The organism is Caldimonas sp. KR1-144 (assembly GCF_049446155.1).
In the GTDB taxonomy this organism is placed as follows: domain Bacteria; phylum Pseudomonadota; class Gammaproteobacteria; order Burkholderiales; family Burkholderiaceae_C; genus Rivibacter.
This window is the reverse complement of sequence record NZ_JBMSEE010000003.1, coordinates 197,566-218,995: the sequence shown is the minus strand read 5'-3', so window position 1 is coordinate 218,995 and position 21,430 is coordinate 197,566. Positions and strand designations below refer to the sequence as shown.

Genomic DNA, 21,430 nt, shown 5'->3' with positions numbered 1-21,430 from the left:
CGGGGGCAGCGAGCGATAGCGAGCGTGGGGGTCAGCTGAACCTTGAGTCGAAGCGTGTGTCCGCCTGCTGCAGCCACTCGTCGATCACGCCCAGCAAGGTCGGCGCGGCGACCGGCTTGGTGAGGTAGTGGCGCGCGCCGGCCGCGAGCGCCTTGGCGATCTGTGCCGGCATCGCGTCGGCCGAGACGATCACGACCGGGATCGTCGCGGTGCCGGGGTCCGACTGCAGGTGCGTGAGCAGCGTGAGGCCGTCGATGTCGGGCAGGTTGATGTCGAGCAGCACCAGGTCGGGCGGCGCGGTGCGCACGGCCGCCAGGCCGTCGAGTCCGGTGCGCGCGATGTCGAGCTTGACCTGCGGGCGCTGCGCGAGCATGCCGCGCATGATCTCGATGTTGACCTCGTTGTCCTCGATGTAGAGCACATGGCGCGCGTGGTAATCGGGCTCGGCGAGCGCGGCCGGCTCGGTCGCGGCGCGCTCGTCGTCGCCGCGCTCGGCCAGCGGCAGCAGCACCGTGAAGGTCGAGCCGCGGCCGGCCTCGCTGGAGACGCCCAGCGTGCCGCCCATGCGCTCGACGAGCAGCTTGCTGATCACCAGGCCGATGCCGGTGCCCTCGGTGCCGCTGCCTTCGCGGCCGAGCCGGTTGAAGGGCTCGAACAGATGGGCGAGCTGCGAGTCGGTCAGGCCCAGGCCGGTGTCGCTGACCGCGACCTCCAGCGCCGGGCGGCCCAGGCCGGACTCTTCGCGCACGCGCGCCGACAGCAGCACCGAACCGCCTTCGCGGTTGTACTTGATCGCGTTGGACAGCAGGTTCAGCAGCACCTGGCGCAGGCGCGTCGCGTCGCCGAGCACGCGCGCGTCGTTGCCGAACGAGGCGCGCTGCATCAGCGAGATGTCGCGCGCGCGCGCCTGCACCTCGACCATCGACAGCACCGCGTCGAGCAGCGGCGAGATCGGCTGCGGCTCGATGCGCAGCGCCAGCGTGCCGGACTCGATGCGTGACAGGTCGAGCACCTCGTTGATCATCTCCAGCAGGTGCCAGCCGGCATGCTGGATCTGGCTCACCCAGTCGGCCTGGCGCGCGCCCAGCGGCTGCTGTCGGTCCATGCCCAGCAGCTGCGCGAAGCCGAGCATCGCGTTCAGCGGCGTGCGCAGCTCGTGGCTCATGCGCGAGAGGAACTCGTCCTTGGCGCGGTTGGCCGCCTCGGCGCGGTCGCGGTCGCGTTCGGCGGCCTCGAGCCGCAGGTGCTCGCTGATGTCCTCGATCACGGCAACCAGGCGCGCGGGCTCGCCGTCGGCGCGCAGCGGCGTCACGGTGGCCTCGACCCAGAACGGCGCGCCGTCGGGCCGCAGCAGCCGCTTGCGGCGCCGCACGACCGGCATCTCGCCGCTGGCCAGCGCCGCGCGCAGGCGCGCGTCCTCGGTGCGGTCGTCGGCATGCGTGAACTCGGCCATGCCATGGCCGGTGAGCGCATGGTCCGGGCGCTGCAGCAGCTGCCGGAAGGACTCGTTGAACTGATCGATGCGGCCCTCGAGGTCGGTGTAGACCACGCCCAGCGGCACCGAGTTGAAGATGCTCCGAAAGCGCTGCTCGCTGATGCGCAGCGCCGCCTCGGCCTGTTCGCGCTCGGCGATCTGCTCGCGCAGCTGCCCGGTGCGCTCCTGCACGGCCGATTCGATGCGGCGCGTGCGCCCGGTGACCGTCAGAAGCAGCGCGCCCATCATCGCCGCGGCCGCCAGGCCCGACAGCGAGAACAGCCACGCGGTGCCGCGGTCGCCGCCCGGCGCGCCCTGCACGGCGCTCGGCGAGGCCGCGATGCGCGCTTCCCAGCGCCGACCGGCGAAGGGCAGGGTCAGCCGGTGGTCGCGCAGCGACGTCGCGCCCTGGCGCTCGCAGCCGGGCGGCCCGGACAGGCGCAGCGGATGGCCGTCGTGCAGGTCGTCGAGGTCGACCAGGCAGATCTGCAGGTAGGCGGGCAGGCCCTCGCGCATCGCGCGCAAGGCGTCGTCCATGCGCAGCGTGACGAAGACCAGGCCGCGCAGCTCGCCCTTTTCGCCGGGCGGGGCGGCGTGCCGCACCGGCTCGTAGACCACCACGCCGGTCTGCGTGGCCGTCTCCTGCGTGAGGCGAAAGGCGCGGCTGGCGACCGCCTCGTCGCTCGCGACGGCGCGCGCGATCGCCTCGCGCGAGGCGGGGATCGAGAGCACGTTGACGCCCAGCGCGGCGGCGTTGCGCTCTTCCGGCTCGACGAAGCGCATCGCGATGACCTCGTCGTCGCCGCTGGCGATCGCCGCGTCGCGCTGGAACACCTTGAAGTTGATGTGGCCGTCGATGCGGCCTTGCATCTCGAACGCCTCGACCTGCGAGCGCGGGACGCGCTGGTGCCAGCCGATCGCCTGCAGCGACGGCAGGCGCCGGACCCAGCTGCTGCTCGCGCGCTGGAACTCCTCGCGGTTGACGTCTTCCGAGCCGAGGAAGAGGCTGCGCGCGCCTTCCAGCGCGTCGACATGCGAGGCCAGGCGCAGCGCGATCGTGCGGGCGGCGCCGATCGCGTCGCGCTCGAAGGCGGCCTGCTCGCGCTGGTCGGCCCAGCGGTTGACCTGGTTCACGGCGAGCGCCAGCAAGACGGTGGTCACGAGCAGCGGCAGCGCGACCGTGCCGCGCCGCGGTGCCCAGGCTTCGCGCGGCTGGCCCACCAGCGTCAGCGCGATCGGCCCGGCGATCATCACGCCCAGGGTGTCGCCGACCCACCAGGTGCCCCAGTTCGCGGGCACCTCGGCGGTGTGGATCGTGCCGCTGGCCAGCAGCCCGAGCGTCGCCCAGCTCGCGTTGATCAGGCACGCGGACATGCCGGCCAGGCCGAAGAAGTAGCCGATGTCGGCGGGCGCGTCGAGCGTCAGCGGCTGGCGCACGAAGCGCCGCGCAAGCGCCGCGCCGGCCATCGCCTGGAGCATCGCGCCGATGCCGATCCACGTCGGCAGCGCAAAGGCCGACCAGCCGGCCAGCCCGCGTTCGAGTCCCAGGCCCAGGTTGACCGCGAACGAGCCGAGCAGCACGGCCGGCGCGACCCGCATGCCGTAGCGCAGCACCGCGACGAGCGCGATGCCGGTCGCCGGATACAGCGGCGACGCATAGCCCGGCGGGATCGCCAGCCCCATCGCCAACAGGCCCGTCAGCGCATACGCGATGGCCGTGCCGACGAAGGCCTGCAGCAGCGGCACAGGCGCATCGTGCGAGGCGGGGGCGGCGGAGTCGGTGCTGCTGGACATGGAGGCGTCGGACCGCGCGTGGGCGTGGTCCGCGAGCCTAGCATCGGCGCTGCGTTCGCCGGGGCTTTATGGCGGCGCTGTCGCGGCCGCGCACAGCAAGTTTGTGCGCTGTCAGACGTTGAACAGGAAGTTCATCACGTCGCCGTCCTTGACGACGTAGTCCTTGCCTTCGGCGCGCATCTTGCCGGCGTCCTTGGCGCCTTGCTCGCCCTTGAACGCGACGAAGTCGTCGTAGGCGATGGTCTGCGCGCGGATGAAGCCGCGCTCGAAGTCGGTGTGGATCACGCCGGCGGCCTGCGGTGCGGTGTCGCCGATGTGGATGGTCCAGGCGCGCACTTCCTTCACGCCGGCGGTGAAGTAGGTCTGCAGGCCCAGCAGCTTGAAGGCGGCGCGGATCAGGCGGTTCAGGCCCGGCTCGTCCTGGCCCATCTCGGCCAGGAACATCGCCTTGTCCTCGTCGGCCATGTCGGCCAGCTCGGCTTCGGTCTTGGCGCAGATCGCCACCACCGGCGCGTTCTGCCTGGCCGCGTACTCGCGCAGCTTGTCGAGGAAGGGGTTGTTCTCGAAGCCGTCCTCGGCCACGTTGCCGACGAACATCGCCGGCTTGGCGGTGATCAGGCACAGCGGCTTCAACACCACGCGCTCTTCCTTGCTGAAGTCGATGCCACGCACCGGCAGGCCCTGGTTCAGCGTGGCTTCGCACTTCTTCAGCACCTCGACCAGGCGCTGCGCATCCTTGTCACCGCCGGCCTTGGCGACCTTGCTGTAGCGGATCAGGCTCTTTTCCACCGTGGCGAGGTCGGCCAGGCACAGCTCGGTCTGGATCACCTCGATGTCGGCGATCGGGTCGACCTTGCCGGCCACGTGGATCACGTTCGGATCCTCGAAGCAGCGCACCACGTTGACGATCGCGTCGGTTTCGCGGATGTGCGAGAGGAACTGGTTGCCCAGGCCTTCGCCCTTGCTCGCGCCGGCCACCAGGCCCGCGATGTCGACGAACTCGACGATCGCCGGCACCACGCGCTCGGGCTTGACGATCTCCGACAGCTTGGCCAGGCGCGGGTCGGGCAGCTCGACGACGCCGACGTTGGGCTCGATCGTGCAGAACGGATAGTTCTCGGCCGCGATGCCGGCCTTGGTCAGCGCGTTGAAAAGGGTGGACTTGCCGACATTGGGCAGGCCCACGATGCCGCATTGCAGGCTCATGGCGGATCCGATCTTTGGCGTGGAAAAACGCGAAGAACGCGCGGGGAAACGGCGGATTTTAGTTGGGGCGGCTATCCTGGCCTCGGACCACCGATACCCGGAGCACACCCATGGCCTTGCTGCAGCTCAAGCCCCACACCAAGGATCTCGGCGGCGGTTTCACCGTGCGTCGGCTGCTGCCCGCCGCCGCGCAGCGCGCGGTCGGACCGTTCGTGTTCTTCGACCACATGGGCCCGGTCACCGCGCAGCCGGCGGACAACCACGACGTGCGCCCGCATCCGCACATCGGCCTGGCGACCGTGACCTATCTCTTCGAGGGCGCGATGATGCATCGCGACTCCACCGGCGTCGTGCAGCGCATCGAGCCCGGCGCGATCAACCTGATGATCGGCGGGCGCGGCGTCGTGCATTCCGAGCGCACGCCCGACGATCTGCGCAGCGTCGCGCGCACGAGCCACGGCCTGCAGCTGTGGCTCGCGCTGCCCGAGGCCGACGAGGAGATGGCGCCCGAGTTCCACCATGTCGCGGCCGACGCGATCCCGCAGGCCGCGGTGAACGGCGTCGCGGTGCGCGTGCTGATCGGCGAGGCCTTCGGCCGGCGCTCGCCGGTGCCGCAGCGCTCGCCGACGCTCTACCTCGAGATGGCGCTGCCGGCCGGGGCCTCGATCGTGCTGCCCGACGCGGCCGAGCAGCGCGCGGTCTACGCGGTCGATGCGCCTGTCACGCTCGACGGCGAGACCGTCGAGCCGCAGCACCTGGCGGTGCTCGCGCCCGGCAGCACGCCCACGCTCGCGGCGCCGGTCGGCGCGCGTGTCGCGCTGGTCGGCGGCGCGCCGCTGGGGCATCGCCACATGTGGTGGAACTTCGTCTCCAGCCGCAAGGAGCGCATCGAACAGGCGGCCGACGACTGGGCCGCGGGGCGTTTCCCCAAGGTGCCGGGCGACGAGATCGAGTTCATCCCGCTGCCCGAGCGGCGGTTCTGAGCCTTCTTCAGAAGCTCAGCGTCGCCTCGCCCGCGTCGCCCACGCGCAGCACGCGCTCGAATCCTTCGACGATCACCGCGTTCATGCCGAAGGTGATCGCGCCTTCGAGCCGCGCATCGGCGCGGTAGCTTGCGAGCACGTCGCTCACGGTCGCGCCGGGTGCGATGCCGGCCTCGCCGTCGGGCACGCCGGTGGCCGGGTCGACGTCGGGGATCGGGCAGCGCGAGCAGGGCTTCACGAGCCGCAGCACCACCGGGCCGTCGGCGGTCGCGAAGCGCAGTTCGCCGACATGGTCTTCCAGATGCTCGCGCAGCGCCTCGTCGTCGCCGTCGATCACGAGGTTGGGCCGAAAGCGCGCCATCGTCACCGCCGCGCGGCCCTTGGCGGCCAGGCGCTCGTTGAGCGCCTCGAGCGCGCCGCTGGAGCACACCAGGATCGGGTAGCCGTCGGAGAAGGCGTTGAGCGCATCGATCTCGCCGGTCCACTTCTTGTTGGACAGGCGCCGCTGCTCGGGATCGAAGCGCGCCAGCCGCACCGGGCGGCCGAGGAAGTCGCTGAACCACTGCGCGGCGAGCGCGCCCATGTCCCAGGCCGGCAGACGGTCCTTCCAGACCTTCACGTCGAGCGGCTGGTCGACCGCGTCGAGCGCGAGGTGCAGCGCCAGCATGCCGGGCGCGCGCAGGATCACGTCGGCCGCGCGCAGTTGCGGCCTGACCAGCGCGAGGCGCGGCAGCTCGCGCTGGCTCAGGAACTCGCCGTGCTCGTCGACCACCATCCACTGGCGATCGAGATCGAAGCCGGTCTCGGTGAGCAGCGCCTCGCGCACGTCGACGGCAGCGCAGGACTTGACGGGGTGCAGGTGCAGCGAGGCGACCCGGATCGCGACGGTATCGGTCATCGGGCCATTATCGAAGGGCGTCGCGCTATTTCCCGAGCAGGTCCTTGAGGCGTTCGCGGGCACGCTCCTTGAGCTGCTGCTCGGGCGACTTCGCCGGCGCCGACGCGCCCGAGGCCGCCGGCGGTGCGGCACCGGGCACGATGCCCCTGAGCGCCTCGCCGGCCCGACCGCCGATCACTGCCGGCGCCGCGCGCGCGACCAGCTCGGCGCTGACCGCGCTCCAGCGCACGCGGTAGTCGACCGAAGCCAGCGGCCCGCTGAGCTCGATCGGCACCGTCATGCCCTTGAGCATCGCCAGCTCGGGGCCGCCCTGGCCTTGGTCCGTGCCGGTCACGGTGGCGCGCGCGAGGTAGTCGATGCGCGAGCGCACGAGGTCGATGCTGCCCTCGCCGCCCACGCGCAGGAACGGGCTCTTGGCGACCAGGTCCTTGCTGCGCGCGATGCCGTTGGCGATGTCGAAGCTCGCCGAGAGCTCTGTGAAGTCGGTGCGCTCCTCGTTGTTGCCGGTCTGCCGCGCGTCCTGACCGCCGGCTCGCGTGAGCGCGATCGCCGAACGCCACTGGCGCAGCGTCTTCGCGAGGTTGATGCCGCGCAAGGCGCCGTCGCGCACCGAGAACGCGGCGCGGCCGTCGAGCGCCGTGCGCAGCTGCGAGACGCTCGCGCCGCCCGTCTGCAGGCGGGCGTTCAGGCGCCCGCGGCCTTCGAGCCGCTCGTAGCGCGCGACATCGCTCAGCAAGGCGCGCAGGTCGACGTTGTCCGCATTGAAATCCAGGCCGAGCCGGCGCGTGTTGGCGTCGGCGCGCGCCGTGCCGGCGAACTGTCCGCCCCACGAGCGGCCCGCCAGCCGCGTGACGTCGAGCACGCCGTCGCGCACGGTGGCGACGAATTGGGCGTCGTCGATGCGGTAGGGCGGGTAGACCAGCTTGCCGGCGCGCAACTCGAGACGGCCGTCGAAGGCCTTCAATGCAGACAGGTCCACCGGCGCGTCGGCCGGCGCCGCCCCCGAGGCGGCTGGCGCTGGCGAGCGCGCGGCCACGAAGCGCGTGAGATCGAGTCCGTCGAAGCGCGCCTTGGCATCGACGCGCGCTCGCGCGCCGCCGAGCGCGGCATCGGCCTGCAGCTCGAAGCGCTGCTCGTTGAACGTGCCGGCCAGTCGCGCCGCGGCGCGTTGGGCGTCGGCATTCAGCGTGCCCTCGGCACGCAGCTGAAGCGGCGCCGGCGTGGGTGCGCTGAACGTGACCGCGAGCTGCGCGCCGTCGAGCGCGACGGCCCAGGGCTCGGGCTTCAGCGCCAGCCGGCTCGCCAGTTCGCCTTGCACGCGCTGGCCGTTGAACTCGCCGGTGATGCGCAGCTTCAGGCCCGGCACGTCGATGCGCTCGAAGCTGCCCGCGGGCGGCTGCGACGACAGCGCGAGCTGCAGCTTGCGCGTCGCGCCGTCGAGCCGGATGTCGCCGCCCAGCGGGCCGCCCTGGAGGCGCTCGCCACTGACCTGGAGCGCCGGCCAGCCGATCCGGGCGTCGAACGCGTCGGCGCCGATGCGGCCGGTCAGCCGCGCGGCGAGCTTCTCGAGCGCGAGCGCGCGGCGCTGCGGATCGAAAGCAAGGCGATCGAAGGCCAGCGTCGAGTCCTTGAACGTGACGCCGGCCCGGCTGCCGCTGAGCGTGAGCCTGGCGCGCTCGGCGGCGAGCGCGTTCGCGGCGCCGTCGTACGACAGCGCCGCCGCTTCGAGGCGGGCATCGAGCGCCTCGAAGCCCGCGCCGCGTCCGGCCAGCGCGAGCCGCGCGTCGTCGAGGCGCAGTTTCACCGCTTGGCCCGGCGCCATCGCGAGGCCGATGCGCGCCTCGAGCGTTGCGCGCGCATCGACCTTGGGTTCGTTGAGCAGAACCCGGCCGGCGAAGCTCAGCGGCGAGGTCGCGCCGGCGGCGAGACGCCCGCTCGTCAGCTGTTCGATGTCGAAGCGGCCGTCGATGCCGGCCAACGCGTCGCGCACCGTGAGCTGCACGTCACTGATCGCGATGCGCTCGGCATCGATGCCGATGCCACGCTTGGCGTCGCTGTCGGCGTCGGTATCGCTGCGCGGTGCGGGCGCCGCGTCGCGGCCGCCGACGAGGTCGTCGATGTTGCGCCGGCCCTGCGCGTCGCGCAGGTAGACCGCGCGCACCCCGCGGGCGCTGACGTGGTCGATCGCGAGCCGCCGTTCGGTCAGCAGCGGCCACAGGCGCAGCGAGAGTTCGGCCGACTCCGCCGTCGCGAACGTGTCCTTCGGGCGCTGGTGCTCGCTCAGCCGCAGCTTCGACACCGCCATGCCCACCGGCAGCAACGTCAGGCGCACCGGACCGTCGATCGTCAGCTCCCGCTGGTGGTGCTCGCGCATCCAGTCGATCGCCAGGCGCTTGCTGCGCTCGCCATCGAAGCTCGCGACGAGCCAGGCCGCGGCCACGGCGACGAGCGCCACGACGGCGGCAAGGGCGATCAGCGTCCGGCGCAGCCAGATGGGCATGAAACCATTCTGCGCGCGCAGCGAAAGGCCCTGGGGCGCGGCTGCCTACAATCGATCGCAATGAATGGTTTCGACGTGTGTGTGCGCGGCCGCGGCGCGGTCGGCCTGTCGCTGGCGCTCGACCTGAGCCGGCGCGGACTGCGCGTCGCGCTGGTCGGCGAGCCCATGCTCGTCGGTGCACGCGCCGGTGCACGCGCCGACGTCCGCACCTATGCGCTCAACGCCGCGTCGATCGAGCTGCTCGCGCGCCTGAAGGTGTGGGACGCGCTGCGCGCCACGCCGGGCGCTGCGACGCGCGTGATCGACATGCAGGTGCGCGGCGACGGCGAGGGCGAGCTGGCGTTCAGCGCATGGCAGCAAGGCGTTGCGGAGCTGGCCTGGATCGTCGATGCCGCGGCGCTCGAGCGCGAACTCGAGCAGGCGGTGCGCTTCGCGCCGCATGTCGACAGCGTCGAGGCCGAGGTCGCCGCGCCGCTGCTGGCGCTGTGCGAGGGCAAGGATTCGACGACGCGCGCCGCCTTGGGCATCGAGGTCGAGCGCCACGACTACGGCCAGACCGCGATCGCCGCGCGGCTCGTCTGCGAGCGGCCGCACCAGGGCGTCGCGCGCCAGTGGTTCCGCGCGCCGGACGTGCTGGCCCTGCTGCCGTTCGACGGCGCCGACGGCCAGCCCGGCTACGGCCTCGTTTGGTCGCTGCCCACCGAGCGCGCGCAGGCCCTGATGGCGGCCGATGCGCCGTCCTTCGAAGCCGAACTCAACGCGGCGGTGGGCAGCGAATCCGCCGCGGCCGGCACGCTGCGCCTGGCCGGCGAGCGCGCCGCCTGGCCGCTGCGGCTGGCGCGGGCGCGGCGCTGGTTCGGGCGGCTGCCGGGCCATGCCGAGCGCGCCTGGGTGCTGCTCGGCGACGCCGCGCACGTGGTCCATCCGCTGGCCGGCCAGGGGCTCAACCTGGGCCTGGCCGATGCCGCCGCGCTGGCGCGCGTGCTCGGCGAGCGCGAAGCCTGGCGGCCGCTGTCCGACGAGCGCCTGCTGGCGCGCTACGCGCGCGAACGCGCCGGCCCCACCTGGGCCATGGGCCGCATGACCGACGGCCTCGTGCACTTGTTCGCGCGTCCCGGCGGCATGCTGCAGGAACTCCGCAACCGCGGGCTGACTCTGGTGAATCATGCCGCGCCACTCAAGCGCTGGCTGGCTGGCCGCGCGCTGCGCGGCTGAGCCCCGCCGACGGCGACCTCACCGCAACCTCAACGGATCCCTTCGATGAAGCACCTTCTCCTGGCCCCGGTGGCCGCCGCCGCGCTGCTGAGCTCGGCCCTTGCGCAACCGGTGCCGCAGGAAGCCGCGATCCGCAAGGGTCTCGCCGAGCGCCTGGCCAGCATGCCCAAGATCGACGAGGTCAGCCGCACGCCGGTGCCGGGGCTGTTCGAGGTGCGCGTCGGCAACGACATCTTCTACACCGACGCCGAGGGCGCCTACGTCGTGCGCGGCGAGATCATCGAGCTCAAGACGCGGCGCAACCTCACCGAGGAGCGCATCGACAAGCTCACCGCGATCGATTTCGCCGCCTTGCCGCTCAAGGACGCCATCGTCTGGAAGACCGGCACCGGCAAGCGCAAGATCGCCGTCTTCGCCGACCCGAACTGCGGCTACTGCAAGCGCTTCGAGACCGAGCTCAACAAGGTCAAGGACGTCACCGTCTACACCTTCTTGCTGCCGGTGCTCGGTGGCGACTCGCCCGACAAGAGCCGCGCGATCTGGTGCGCCAAGGATCCCACCGCCGCCTGGCGCAACTGGATGCTCGAAGGCACCTCGCCGCCCAAGCTGCTGGGCGAATGCGCCACGCCGATCGACCGCAACCTCGAGCTCGGCCGCAAGCACCGCATCAACGGCACGCCGGCCATCGTGTTCGAGGACGGCACGCGCGTGCCGGGCATGCTCAACGCTGCGCAGCTCGAGAAGCAGCTCACGGCGTCGTCGAGCAAGTCCTGAGGCTTCCTGACGCCGGCTGGCCCCGGGCCGCCAACCCCTCGGGGGCAGCAAACGAAGTGAGCGTGGGGGTACACAGGCCGGCCGCCGGGCCGCCCCAAGGCCGGTCAGCCCCCTCGGGGGGCAGCGAACGCAGTGAGCGTGGGGGTACACAGGCCGGCCGCCGGGCCGCCCCAAGGCCGGTCAGCCCCCTCGGGGGGCAGCGAACGCAGTGAGCGTGGGGGCCCACACCAACGACAACGCCGCCCGAAGGCGGCGTTGTCGTTGGTGCGCGCCGCGTGAAGCGGCGCGGGGGACGGCGGGCATCAGGACTCAGCGCGACGCGATCGCGGTCGCCTGGGCCTTCGCCGGGGCCTCGAGGCCGTAGGTCGCCAGCACCTGGGCTTCCAGCTCGCCCGACTTGCGGGCGCGCGCCAGTTCCGCCTTGACCTGCTCACGGGTCAGCCCGGTCTTCTCGACCTTGGGCGATTCGGCGGCCGGCGTCTGGGCGGTCGCGGGAGCGGCGCGCTTGACGATCGCAGCCGGGCCGTAGGCTTCTTGCGCGGCGTAGTCCAGTTCGCCGGCGGCACGGGCGCGGGCCAGTTCGGCTTGCACCTGTGCACGGGTCAGCGGCTGGCTGGTCGACTGAGCCTGGGCGGCGAGCGAAACGAACGCGGCGGCAGCGGCGGCGACGATGGTGATGACAGCTTTCATGTTGGTTCCTTTCAAGGGGTCTCGGGTTGGAGTGACGTAAAGGTAGGTCTTCCTAGCCGGTAGATAAACGGCGAAGTTCGGAAATGACCATTCCTGTTTTGCGAACAAACTACCGGCAACCCCTACGGGATCCCCCTGGCTGCACCCGCGCTCCGCCCTACTTCTGACCTTCCAGCGGGGTCAGCACCGGCGCGTCGCGGCGCTTGATCAGCATGACCACGAAGCGCGCCGGTGCGCTGCTGCTGGCATTGCGGCCGATCAGGTGGACATCGTCCGGGCCCTCGTAGAAGGTCTCGCCGGCCTTGACGGTCACCAGCGGGCCGCCTTTGAGCTGCATCTGGATCGTTCCCTCCAGCACGTACAGCAGCGCGTGGGCGTCATGGCGGTGCGCCATGTCCTTGGCGCCCGGCGGATAGGACACCTCGAGCATCACCGCCTCCTTGCCGGGCAGTTCGGGCAGGGGCTTGGCCATCAGCTGCTTCACGTCGGCCGCGCGGGCCGTGCCGGCGAGCAGGGCGCCGCAGGCGAGCGCGGCAAGGCACAGGAATTGTCTTGTCTTCATGGGATCGTTCCGGTGGGGGTGGGTCAACGGGAGGGCGCCCGCGGCGAGCTTGCTCAGCCAGGCGTCGAGCGTCGTCGCGCCGACGCGGGCATCGGCGGCCGCGACCAGGGAGCGGTCGTCCAGCAGCGAGCCGAAGTAGGGCGCCTTGGCGTCGGCGGTGACGCGACGCGGATCCTGGCGGGTGTCGAGCGCGCGCTGCACGGCCTCGTGCATCGGCAGTCGCTGCGGCCCGCCGACCTCGACGATGCCGTTGCGCGGCGTGGCCGTCGCCACCTCGGACAGGAACAGCGCCACGTCGTCCGCGGCCATCGGCTGGAACAGCGCCGGCGTCACATGCGGCGTGCCCTCGACCATGCCGGCGTCGGCAATGGCGGTCAGGAACTCGAAGAACTGCGTCGCGCGCACGATCGTGTACGGCACGGTCCCGTTCGTGATCAGGCTTTCCTGGGCCACCTTGGCGCGCAGGTAGCCGTTGTCGGAGAGGCGGTCGGCGCCCACGACCGACAGCGCGACGTGGTGACGCACGCCGGCGGCCGCCTCGGCGGCGAGCAGGTTGGTCGTCGAAGTGCGGAAGAACTGCAGCACCGCCTGCGCTTCGAACGACGGCGAGTTGCTCACGTCGACCACCACCTCGGCACCGGCCAGCGCCTGGGCCAGGCCCTCGCCGGTCAGCGTGTTGACGCCTTGCGACGGCGACGCCAGGGTCACCCGATGGCCGGCGCGCTCCAGCAGCACGCCCAGCTTGCTTCCGATGAGGCCGCTGCCTCCGATCACGGTCACGTTCATGTCGATGTCCTTCCAGGGTTGGCCGTGGGGAGCGGCGCCGTCATGGGCCGCCCACAACCCACAAGACGTGCCGTGCCGGCGCGCTGTGACAGCCCCGCGGCGCCGCCGCGCAGCGACAATCCGCGCGCCGTCCAACCGACGCCCTCCTGCCGACCACCGTGACCGCCGCCTCGCCCCTTGCCCCGAACCCCGTCGCCGTGCGCCTCGGCTATGCGGGGCTGATCCCCTTCGTCGGCGGCGCCTTGCTGGTCTGGCTGGTGCGCGAGTACCCCGAGCAGCACGCCTTCGTGACCGACGCGCTGGCCAAGTACGCGGCGCTGGTCGTGGCCTTCCTCGGCGCGCTGCATTGGGGCCTGGGGCTGAAACAGTCGGTGCCGTCGCCGGCGCCGTTCGCCTGGGCCGTGGTGCCGGTGCTGCTGGCCTGGATCGGCGCGCTGATGCCGCCCTATGCCGGCCTGGTGGTGCTCGGCGTGCTGCTGGTGGTGTGCTATGCGGTCGACCGGCGTGCCTACCGCAGCCATGGCCTGGCGAGCTGGCTCACGCTGCGCTTTCGCGCCACCGTGATCGCCAGCCTGAGCTGCTTCGTCGCCGCGGCGCTGAGCTGAGCCACCCTTCCACGAGTCTTCGCATGATCCGTTTTCGCATCGACGTCGCCGACGCCCACGCGCACCAGTTCGAGGTCTCGGCCACCGTGCCCGCGCCGGCGCCCGAGCAGCGCCTGAGCCTGCCGGTCTGGATTCCCGGCAGCTACCTGGTGCGCGAGTTCGCGCGCCACCTGCACGGCCTCGAGGCCGCGCAGGGCGGCAAGCCGGTCGCGCTCGAGCAGCTCGACAAGACCACATGGCTCGCGCGCTGCAGCGGCCGCGGCGCGCTGACGCTGCGCTGGCGCGTCTATGCCTTTGACACCTCGGTGCGCTGCGCCTACCTCGACGGCCAGCGCGGCTTCTTCAACGGCACCGGCGTGTTCCTGCGCGTCGAGGGCCGCGAGGCCGAGCCGCACGCGCTGAAGATCGGCACGCTGCCGCGCGGCTGGTCGGTCGCCACCGCGATGCGCGCGGTGCAGGTCGACGCGCGCGGCCGCGGCGACTACGAAGCGGCCGGCTACGACGAGCTGGTCGACCACCCGGTCGAGCTCGGCACGTTCTGGCGCGGCCACTTCAAGGCCCACGGTGTGCCGCACGAGTTCGTCGTCGCCGGCGCCTTGCCGGGCTTCGACGGCGAGCGCCTGCTGGCCGACAGCCGCCGCATCTGCGAAGAGCAGATCGCGCTGTGGCACGGCGAGACGGTGGCCGGCAAGCTCAAGGTCCGCAAGCCGCCGTTCGAGCGCTACGTCTTCCTGCTCAACGCCACCGACGACGGCTACGGCGGCCTCGAGCACCGCGCCAGCACCGCGCTGATCGCGCCGCGCCGCGACCTGCCGCGCCGCGGCCAGCCCAACGGCGCGGCGGGCAATGCGCAAAGCGACGGCTACGTGCAGCTGCTCGGCCTGATCAGCCACGAGTACTTCCACACCTGGAACGTCAAGCGCCTGAAGCCCAGGCCCTTCACCGCCTACGACTACACGCGCGAGAACTACACCCGGCTGCTGTGGTTCTTCGAGGGCTTCACGTCCTACTACGACGACCTGGTGCTGGTGCGCGCCGGACTGATCGACCGCACGCGCTACCTGCGCCTGGTGGCCAAGACGCTGAACCAGGTGCTGGGCACGCCGGGGCGGCAGCTGCAAAGCGTGGCGCAGGCCAGCTTCGACGCCTGGGGCAAGTACTACCGGCCCGACGAGAACACCGTCAACGCGACGGTCAGCTACTACACCAAGGGCGCGCTGGTCGGCCTGTGCCTGGACCTCGCGCTGCGCCGCGACGGCCGCGGTGCCACGCTCGACGCGGTGATGCGCGCGCTGTGGGAGCGCAGCGGCGCCGCCAAGCCCGCGGGCGGCCCCGGCGTGGGCGGCATCGAAGAGGACGACGTGCGCGCGGTGCTGCGCGAGATCGGCGGGCGCAGCTTCGACCGCGAGCTCGACGCCTGGGTGCACGGCACCGCCGACCTGCCGGTCGCCGAACTGCTCAAGAGCGTCGGTGCGGCCGCCAAGGAAGACGCGCCCGCGCCCGCGCAGCGCCTCGGCGCGCGCCTGGCCGAAGGCGCCGGCGCGATCAAGCTGCAGTCGGTACTGCGTGCCAGCGCCGCCGAGCGCGCGGGCCTGGCGGCCGGCGACGAGCTGATCGCGGTCAACGGCTGGCGCGTCAAGCGCGCCGAAGACCTCATGCCGGTCGGCACCTTCGACGCGCCGGTCGAGCTGACCGTCGGGCGCGACATGCGCCTGCTCACGCTGACGCTGGACGCCACCACGCGCGTGGCCGGCGCGGTGCAGCTGAGCTGGCTGGCCGACGACGCGTCCGACGCCGCCCAGCGCGAACGCCGCGACGCCTGGCTCGCCGCCGCCGGCCGCTGAGCCGGCCGCGCGCGACGACGCACGAGAGCATGGCTGCCGCGCGGCGCCGGCGCTGGCAGTTTGCTGCGCTGGCCGCAGCGGTGCTGCTGGTCCACCTGTGGCTGGCCGAGCGCGCTGCCGAGTGGCTTGAGATCCACGAAAGCGCCGAGGCGCTGGTGCGCATGGAGGCCGCCTTCGTGCGCGAGCTGCAGCCCACCGAGCCGCCGCCGGTGACCGCGGTGCCGCCGCAGCCCCGGCCGCCGGCGCACTCGGCACGCCCGGCACTGCCGGCCTCGGCTCCTGAGCCGCCCGAGGCGCCCGCATCGCATGCCGCGGCGCCGCTGCCGGAGCCCGACGAGGCCGAGGCGGCGGCCGACGCCGCATCGGTGCCGGACGGGGCCGCCTCGCCGGTCGCCGCTGCCGAGCCGCCGGCATCGGCCGCCTCCGACGCGCCGCTGGTGCTCGGCGGCTTTGCCTGGCCGCCGTCGACGCAGCTGAGCTACACGCTGACCGGCTGGGTGCGCGGCGAGGTCCACGGCCAGGCGCAGGTGCGCTGGCTGCGCGAGGGCACGCGCTACCAGGTGCAGCTCGACGTGGTCATCGGCCCCGGCTTCGCGCCGGTGATGCAAAGGCGCATGACCAGCGACGGCCGCGTCACCGAGCAGGGCCTCGCGCCCGAGCGCTACGACGAGCAGACCGAGGTCGCGTTCGGTCGCACGCGTCGCGCCCAGGTGCGCTTCGAGGCCGCCGAGGTCGAGCTGGCCAACGGCCGGCGCCTGCCCGCGCTGCCGGGCGTGCAGGACACCGCGAGCCAGTTCGTGCAGTTGGTATGGCTGCTCAGCACGCAGCCGCAGCGGCTCGCCGCCGGCGCTTCGATCGAGATGCCGCTGGCGCTGCCGCGCCGCCAGGACCGCTGGGCCTACGACGTCGTCGGCCTGGAGACGCTGGCGACGCCGTTCGGCCCGCTCGAGGCCTGGCACCTCAAGCCGCGCCGCGAGGGCGACGCGGTCACGCTGTCGATCGAGGCCTGGTTCGCGCCCACGCTGCAGTACCTGCCGGCGCGCATCGTGATCCGCCAGGATGCCGAGACCTTCGTCGACCTGATGATCGACAGCCTGCCGAAGCAGGCCGCGCCGAAGCCGCCGTCACCGCCGCCGAGCGCGCCGCGTTCGGTACAGTAGTTCGCATCCCCCAAGACGTGTCCCCAGGAGACTTCGACATGGCCTACGAGAACATCATCACCGACGTGCGCGGCGACGCGCCGCTGAGAACCGGCTGGATCACGCTCAACCGCCCGAAGGCGCTCAACGCGCTGTCCGATCCGCTGATGGACGAACTCGGCGCCGCGCTCAAGGCCTTCGATGCCGACGCGTCGATCGGCTGCATCGTCGTCACCGGCAGCGAGAAGGCCTTCGCGGCCGGCGCCGACATCTCGCAGATGGTCACGATGGACTTCATGCACGTCTACAAGAACGAGCACATCTCGCGCAATTGGGAGCACATGCGCAGCGTGCGCAAGCCGGTGATCGCCGCGGTGGCCGGCTTCGCGCTCGGCGGCGGCTGCGAGGTCGCGATGATGTGCGACCTGATCGTCGCGGCCGACAACGCCAAGTTCGGCCAGCCCGAGGTCAAGCTCGGCATCCTGCCGGGCGCCGGCGGCACGCAGCGCCTGCCGCGCGCGGTCGGCAAGGCCAAGGCGATGGACATGGCGCTGACCGCTCGCATGATGGACGCCGCCGAGGCCGAGCGCGCCGGCCTGGTCTCGCGCGTCGTGCCGCTGGCCGATCTGCACAAGGAAGTGCAGGCCATCGGCGACCAGCTCGGCCGCTACTCGCTGCCCACGCTGATGGCCATCAAGGAGTGCGTCAACCGCGCGTTCGAGAGCCCGCTGTCCGACGGGCTGTGGTTCGAGCGCCGCATGTTCCACGCCTTCTTCGGCACCGCCGACCAGAAAGAGGGCATGGGCGCCTTCCTCGAGAAGCGCACGCCGGCCTTCACCCACGGCTGAGGCGGGGGCGGACGTCGTGGCACCCGAGGACGTGCTTGCGTTCTGGTTCGGCACCGGCGAGGCGCCGCGGCCCGAATGGTTCCGCAAGGACGCCGCCTTCGATGCGCTGATCACCGAGCGCTTCGGCGCGACGATCGAGGCCGCGCTGCGCGGCGAACTGGCCGCCTGGCGCGACACGCCCGACGGCCGGCTCGCCGAGGTGATCGTGCTCGACCAGTTCACGCGCAACGCCTTTCGCGACACGCCGCGCGCCTTTGCCGGCGATGCGCCGGCGTTGGCGCGCGCGCGCGAGATGCTGGTGCGCGGCGACGACCGCACGTTGCCGCCGCTCAAGCGCTGGTTCGCCTACATGCCGCTCGAGCATGCCGAGAACCTGGCCGCGCAGGAGCAGAGCGTGCAGCTCTTCGAAGCGCTGGCCGCCGACGCGCCCGAGCATTGCGGCAGCGCCTTCGACTACGCGCTGCGCCACCACCAGGTGGTGCAGCGCTTCGGCCGCTTCCCGCACCGCAACGCCATCCTCGGGCGGCGCAGCACGCCGGCCGAGCTGGCCTTTCTCGAGCAGCCGGGCTCGCGCTTCTAGGGCTGGCCGCGCACTGTCCGCTCGTTGTCCGGGCGCTGTCCGCGGACACTGCGTGCGCCAGCGATGCGCTGGCAAGTCCTTGATTTCATTGCGTTTCGAGACGCGTGACGGCCCGGCACGGTGATTGCGAAAGCGCTCGCATGATCCGCGACACCGCCGCCCAGGACCGACCGATCTCCCCGACGCCGCATCGCCGCCGCTGGCTCGTCGCGGGCGTGCTCGGCGCCATCGCCGCGCTCGGCCTCGCGGCGCCTGCGCTTCTTCGCCTGGGCAGCGCGCAGGCGTCGGTCAGCGCGTCGCGCCTGACCATCGCCACGGTCGAGCGCGGCGCGCTGGTGCGCGACGTGGCCGGCGAGGGCAAGGTCGTCGCCGCGGTCAGCCCCACGCTCTACGCCACCGAAGGCGGCGCGGTCGTGCTGCAGGTGCATGCCGGCGACGCGGTCAAGAAGGGCCAGCTGCTGGCCGTGATCGACAGCCCCACGCTGACCAACCGTCTCGCGCAGGAGCGCTCCAACGCCGATGCGCTGCAGGCCGAGGCGCTGCGCGCCGAGGTCGACGCGCGACAGCGCCGTGCCGCGCTGCAAAGCGCCTGGGAGAGCGCCAAGGTCGACGAGCAGGGCGCGCGCAACGAGCTGGCGCGCCAGCAGAAGGCCTTCGATGCCGGCGCGTCGTCGGGCATGCAGGTCGAGCGCGCGCGCGACGCGATGGAAAAGGCGCGCATCGCGCTCTCGCATGCCGAGGCCAACCTCGGCCTCAACGACGACAGCCTGCGCTTCGAGGTGCGCGCCAAGCAGCTCGCCGCCGAGCGCCAGCGCCTGCTGGTCAAGGACCTCGAGCGCCAGGTCGACCAGCTGCAGCTGCGCTCGCCCGTCGACGGCCAGGTCGGCCAGCTGTTCGTTGCCGAGCGCGCCACGGTGGCCAAGGACGCGCAGCTGCTGTCGGTGATCGACCTGTCCGCGCTCGAGGTGCAGATGCAGGTGCCCGAGAGCTATGCGCGCGACCTCGCGATCGGCATGCCCGGCGAGATCACGGGCAACGGCAAGACCTGGGCGGGGCGCGTCAGCGCGGTCTCGCCCGAGGTCGTCAACGGCCAGGTCGCCGCGCGGCTTCGCTTCGACGGCGACACGCCCGAGCAACTTCGCCAGAACCAGCGCCTGTCGGTGCGTGTGCTGATCGAGCGGCGCGAGAACGTGCTGCGCGTCGCGCGCGGCAGCTTCGTCGAGGAGTTCGGCGGGCGCTTCGCCTATGTGCTGCGCGACGGCATTGCCGAGAAGTCGCCGCTGCGCCTGGGCACGGCCAGCGTCGCGCATGTCGAGGTGCTCGAGGGCCTGCAGGCCGGGGACCGCGTCGTCGTCTCGGGCAGCGACGCCTTCGGCGAACAGGCGCGCGTCGCGGTCAGCCCCTGATATCCGCTGCTTTCCATTCGTCCACCGCCATCGAAGGACAAACGATGCTCAAGATGACCCAGGTCTCCAAGGTCTACCGCACCGAAGTGGTCGAGACCCATGCGCTGCGCGACTTCAGCCTCGAGGTGAAGCCCGGCGAGTTCGTGGCGGTCACCGGCCCGTCGGGCTCGGGCAAGACGACCTTCCTGACCATCGCCGGTCTGCTGGAGTCGTTCGACGGCGGCAGCTACGTGCTCGACGGCGTCGAGGTCGGCCGACTCGACGACAGTGCGCGCTCGAAGATCCGCAACGAGAAGATCGGCTTCGTCTTCCAGGCCTTCAACCTCATCCCCGACCTCAGCGTCGCCGACAACGTCGAGGTACCGCTGCGCTACCGCGGCATGAAGGCGGCCGAGCGCCGCGAGCGCGTGCGCGGCGCGCTCGAGCGCGTGGGCCTGGCTTCGCGCGAGCGCCACTACCCGGCCGAGCTGTCGGGCGGACAGCAGCAGCGCGTGGCGATCGCTCGCGCGCTGGCCGGCAGCCCGCGGCTGCTGCTGGCCGACGAGCCGACCGGCAACCTCGACACGCAGATGGCGCGCAGCGTGATGGAGCTGCTCGAGGAACTGCATCGCGAGGGCGCGACCATCGTGATGGTCACCCACGATCCGCAGCTGGCCGCGCGCGCGCAGCGCAACGTGCACGTGATCGACGGCCAGGTGCTCAGCGGCACCGCCGAGCTGCTCGGCCTGGGCGCGTGGGGCCGCGCGCAGCAGGTGGCCTGAGGGCGCGCGCCGATGATCCGCAGCTCGCGCAACCGCTGGCGCCCCTTCGTGGCCGGCGCCTTCGCGCTCGCCGCGCTGAGCGGTTGCCCCTGCCTCGTGCGTGCGGCCGACCTGCTCGATGCTTATCGGCTCGCGCTGGCCGGCGACCCGGTGCTGTCGCAGGCCGAGGCCACGCGTCAGGCCGCGCGCGAGGGCGTGGGCGTCGCGCGCGGTCCGTTGCTGCCGCAAGTCAGCGCCAGCCTCGGCTATGCCCGCACGCGCACGGCCGACGGTGCCGAGGTCGGCATCGCGAGTCCGTCGAGCAGCCGCCAGCCTGCGCTCGCGCTGAGCCAGACGCTGTTCGACCTGGGTCGCCTCGCCGCGCTGCGCGCCGAGCAGGCACGCGCCGACAGCGAGGACGCGAGCTACCGCGCCGCGCAGCAGGCGCTGCCGGTGCGCGTGGCGGCGGCCTACATCGGCGTGCTGATGGCCGCCGACACGCTGGCGATCTCGCAGGCCAACGAGGACGCCTTCGTGCGCCAGGTGGCCGAGTCCGAGGCGCGCTACCGCGCCGGCCTGTCGGCCCTGGTCGACCTCGACCAGGCGCGCGCCTATGCCGCGTCGGCGCGCGCCAACACCATCGGCGCGCGCCAGGCGCTCGATGCCGCGCACGAAGCGCTGGCCGAGCTCACCGGCGCACCGCTCGCCGGGCTGCGCACGCTGCGCGAGGACGCGTCGATCGCGCTGCCCGAGCCGGCCGATGCGCAGGCCTGGGTCGGCATCGCGCTGCAGAACAACCCGCTGATCCAGTCGCGTCGCGACGCCGTGGTCGCTGCCGAGCGCACGATCGACGGCGCGCGCAGCGGCCACTGGCCCACGCTCACCGCCGGCGTCGATGTCGGCCGCCCGGCGGTGTGGCCCGCCGACGGCAGCGGTCGCGACGGTCGCACCATCGCCAGCGTCGGCCTGCTGCTGAAGCTGCCGTTGACCGACGGCGGCACGACGCAGTCGCTGGTGCGCCAGGCGCTGGCCCAGCGCGATGCCGCGCAGGCCGCGCTCGAGGCGCAGCGCCGCCAGGTCGCGCGCGACGTCGCCGACCAGTTCCGCAGCGTCGCCGCCGGCCTGCAGCAGATCGAGGCCACGCGTGCCGCGGTGGCCTCGGCCGCAAAGGCGCTGGAGGCGATGCGCGTCGGCCAGCAGACCGGCACGCGCACGATGACCGACCTGCTGCTGGCGATCCAGCAGCTCGGCGCCGCGCAGGCCGCCTATTCGCAGGCGCGCCATCGCTGCGCCTACGACCGCCTCGTGCTGCTGCAGCTGGCGGGCACCGTCGGCGAGGCCGACCTGGCCGCGCTCAACGCGCAGCTGATCTGAACGACACCGCAA

At 72.4% G+C, this 21,430-nt stretch carries 17 protein-coding genes and 1 pseudogene; 11 read left to right on the top strand and 7 right to left on the bottom strand.

The features are described from left to right. Positions 1-31: 31 nt before the first annotated feature. Complete coding sequence (locus ACO2TI_RS08940; protein ID WP_423283681.1) at positions 32-3,268, bottom strand: CHASE domain-containing protein; 3,237 nt, start codon at positions 3,266-3,268, stop codon at positions 32-34. 111 nt (positions 3,269-3,379) lie between these two features. Further along, positions 3,380-4,474 carry a redox-regulated ATPase YchF gene (gene ychF / locus ACO2TI_RS08935; protein ID WP_423283680.1) on the bottom strand — a complete coding sequence of 365 codons (1,095 nt, stop codon included), beginning with the start codon at positions 4,472-4,474 and terminating at the stop codon, positions 3,380-3,382. 110 nt (positions 4,475-4,584) lie between these two features. Between ychF and ACO2TI_RS08930 the strand changes: the two genes are divergently transcribed. Then, positions 4,585-5,457 (top strand): pirin family protein, encoded by an 873-nt coding sequence (locus ACO2TI_RS08930; RefSeq protein WP_423283679.1) that lies wholly within the window; start codon positions 4,585-4,587, stop codon positions 5,455-5,457. 7 nt (positions 5,458-5,464) lie between these two features. Here the strand turns inward: ACO2TI_RS08930 and ACO2TI_RS08925 are convergent, their stop codons facing one another. Together ACO2TI_RS08925 and ACO2TI_RS08920 are read right to left on the bottom strand one after the other, a co-directional pair. Continuing rightward, positions 5,465-6,355, bottom strand: coding sequence for an MOSC domain-containing protein (locus tag ACO2TI_RS08925; RefSeq protein ID WP_423283678.1), 891 nt, complete (start codon positions 6,353-6,355; stop codon positions 5,465-5,467). A 25-nt stretch (positions 6,356-6,380) separates the two neighbouring features. Further along, entirely contained in the window at positions 6,381-8,855 is a 2,475-nt protein-coding gene (locus ACO2TI_RS08920) for an AsmA family protein (protein ID WP_423283677.1), read from the bottom strand. A gap of 60 nt (positions 8,856-8,915) precedes the next feature. Here ACO2TI_RS08920 and ACO2TI_RS08915 point away from each other — a divergent pair, with 60 nt between their 5' ends. Together ACO2TI_RS08915 and ACO2TI_RS08910 are read left to right on the top strand one after the other, a co-directional pair. After that, the gene (locus ACO2TI_RS08915; protein WP_423283675.1) at positions 8,916-10,070 is read left to right on the top strand and encodes an FAD-dependent monooxygenase; all 1,155 of its coding nucleotides are present in this window, start codon (positions 8,916-8,918) and stop codon (positions 10,068-10,070) included. A gap of 45 nt (positions 10,071-10,115) precedes the next feature. Next, positions 10,116-10,844 (top strand): DsbC family protein, encoded by a 729-nt coding sequence (locus ACO2TI_RS08910; protein WP_423283674.1) that lies wholly within the window; start codon positions 10,116-10,118, stop codon positions 10,842-10,844. A 309-nt stretch (positions 10,845-11,153) separates the two neighbouring features. Here ACO2TI_RS08910 and ACO2TI_RS08905 read toward each other — a convergent pair whose 3' ends face one another. The 3 genes and pseudogenes from ACO2TI_RS08905 to ACO2TI_RS08895 form a co-directional block, all read right to left on the bottom strand. Next, positions 11,154-11,534, bottom strand: coding sequence for a DUF4148 domain-containing protein (locus ACO2TI_RS08905; RefSeq protein ID WP_423283672.1), 381 nt, complete (start codon positions 11,532-11,534; stop codon positions 11,154-11,156). Between the two features lie 157 nt (positions 11,535-11,691). Continuing rightward, positions 11,692-11,964, bottom strand: coding sequence for a cupin domain-containing protein (locus ACO2TI_RS08900; RefSeq protein WP_423284069.1), 273 nt, complete (start codon positions 11,962-11,964; stop codon positions 11,692-11,694). 171 nt (positions 11,965-12,135) lie between these two features. Next, positions 12,136-12,882 (bottom strand): annotated as a pseudogene (locus ACO2TI_RS08895) (SDR family oxidoreductase); the annotation flags it as partial. Between the two features lie 158 nt (positions 12,883-13,040). On the opposite strand from ACO2TI_RS08895, the gene ACO2TI_RS08890 reads away from it, so the two are divergent. From ACO2TI_RS08890 to ACO2TI_RS08855, 8 genes are all read left to right on the top strand, one after another. Next, a complete protein-coding gene (locus ACO2TI_RS08890) occupies positions 13,041-13,487 on the top strand; it encodes a DUF3429 domain-containing protein (RefSeq protein WP_423283671.1) in 447 nt (148 codons plus the stop codon). 23 nt (positions 13,488-13,510) lie between these two features. After that, the gene (locus tag ACO2TI_RS08885; RefSeq protein WP_423283669.1) at positions 13,511-15,331 is read left to right on the top strand and encodes a M61 family metallopeptidase; all 1,821 of its coding nucleotides are present in this window, start codon (positions 13,511-13,513) and stop codon (positions 15,329-15,331) included. A 29-nt stretch (positions 15,332-15,360) separates the two neighbouring features. Continuing rightward, a complete protein-coding gene (locus tag ACO2TI_RS08880) occupies positions 15,361-16,491 on the top strand; it encodes a DUF3108 domain-containing protein (protein WP_423283668.1) in 1,131 nt (376 codons plus the stop codon). A 38-nt stretch (positions 16,492-16,529) separates the two neighbouring features. Further along, positions 16,530-17,318, top strand: coding sequence for an enoyl-CoA hydratase (locus tag ACO2TI_RS08875; protein WP_423283667.1), 789 nt, complete (start codon positions 16,530-16,532; stop codon positions 17,316-17,318). A 16-nt stretch (positions 17,319-17,334) separates the two neighbouring features. After that, positions 17,335-17,898 (top strand): DUF924 family protein, encoded by a 564-nt coding sequence (locus tag ACO2TI_RS08870; protein WP_423283666.1) that lies wholly within the window; start codon positions 17,335-17,337, stop codon positions 17,896-17,898. 140 nt (positions 17,899-18,038) lie between these two features. Next, positions 18,039-19,304 (top strand): efflux RND transporter periplasmic adaptor subunit, encoded by a 1,266-nt coding sequence (locus ACO2TI_RS08865; RefSeq protein ID WP_423283664.1) that lies wholly within the window; start codon positions 18,039-18,041, stop codon positions 19,302-19,304. A 44-nt stretch (positions 19,305-19,348) separates the two neighbouring features. After that, entirely contained in the window at positions 19,349-20,065 is a 717-nt protein-coding gene (locus tag ACO2TI_RS08860; RefSeq protein WP_423283663.1) for an ABC transporter ATP-binding protein, read from the top strand. Between the two features lie 12 nt (positions 20,066-20,077). Further along, positions 20,078-21,418, top strand: a complete 1,341-nt coding sequence (locus ACO2TI_RS08855; protein ID WP_423283662.1) for a TolC family outer membrane protein — start codon at positions 20,078-20,080, stop codon at positions 21,416-21,418. Positions 21,419-21,430 lie beyond the last annotated feature (12 nt).

What these genes read in the sequence shown, in the direction of transcription:
- ACO2TI_RS08910 (WP_423283674.1), top strand. Translation starts at nt 10,116, where the DNA reads ATGAAGCACCTTCTCCTGGCCCCGGTGGCCGCCGCCGCGCTGCTGAGC.
- ACO2TI_RS08855 (WP_423283662.1), top strand. Translation starts at nt 20,078, where the DNA reads ATGATCCGCAGCTCGCGCAACCGCTGGCGCCCCTTCGTGGCCGGCGCC.
- ACO2TI_RS08885 (WP_423283669.1), top strand. Translation starts at nt 13,511, where the DNA reads ATGATCCGTTTTCGCATCGACGTCGCCGACGCCCACGCGCACCAGTTC.
- ACO2TI_RS08925 (WP_423283678.1), bottom strand. Translation starts at nt 6,355, where the DNA reads ATGACCGATACCGTCGCGATCCGGGTCGCCTCGCTGCACCTGCACCCC.
- ACO2TI_RS08880 (WP_423283668.1), top strand. Translation starts at nt 15,361, where the DNA reads ATGGCTGCCGCGCGGCGCCGGCGCTGGCAGTTTGCTGCGCTGGCCGCA.
- ACO2TI_RS08875 (WP_423283667.1), top strand. Translation starts at nt 16,530, where the DNA reads ATGGCCTACGAGAACATCATCACCGACGTGCGCGGCGACGCGCCGCTG.
- ACO2TI_RS08920 (WP_423283677.1), bottom strand. Translation starts at nt 8,855, where the DNA reads ATGCCCATCTGGCTGCGCCGGACGCTGATCGCCCTTGCCGCCGTCGTG.
- ACO2TI_RS08860 (WP_423283663.1), top strand. Translation starts at nt 19,349, where the DNA reads ATGCTCAAGATGACCCAGGTCTCCAAGGTCTACCGCACCGAAGTGGTC.
- ACO2TI_RS08900 (WP_423284069.1), bottom strand. Translation starts at nt 11,964, where the DNA reads ATGCTCGAGGTGTCCTATCCGCCGGGCGCCAAGGACATGGCGCACCGC.
- ACO2TI_RS08930 (WP_423283679.1), top strand. Translation starts at nt 4,585, where the DNA reads ATGGCCTTGCTGCAGCTCAAGCCCCACACCAAGGATCTCGGCGGCGGT.
- ychF (WP_423283680.1), bottom strand. Translation starts at nt 4,474, where the DNA reads ATGAGCCTGCAATGCGGCATCGTGGGCCTGCCCAATGTCGGCAAGTCC.
- ACO2TI_RS08865 (WP_423283664.1), top strand. Translation starts at nt 18,039, where the DNA reads ATGATCCGCGACACCGCCGCCCAGGACCGACCGATCTCCCCGACGCCG.
- ACO2TI_RS08905 (WP_423283672.1), bottom strand. Translation starts at nt 11,534, where the DNA reads ATGAAAGCTGTCATCACCATCGTCGCCGCCGCTGCCGCCGCGTTCGTT.
- ACO2TI_RS08940 (WP_423283681.1), bottom strand. Translation starts at nt 3,268, where the DNA reads ATGTCCAGCAGCACCGACTCCGCCGCCCCCGCCTCGCACGATGCGCCT.
- ACO2TI_RS08915 (WP_423283675.1), top strand. Translation starts at nt 8,916, where the DNA reads ATGAATGGTTTCGACGTGTGTGTGCGCGGCCGCGGCGCGGTCGGCCTG.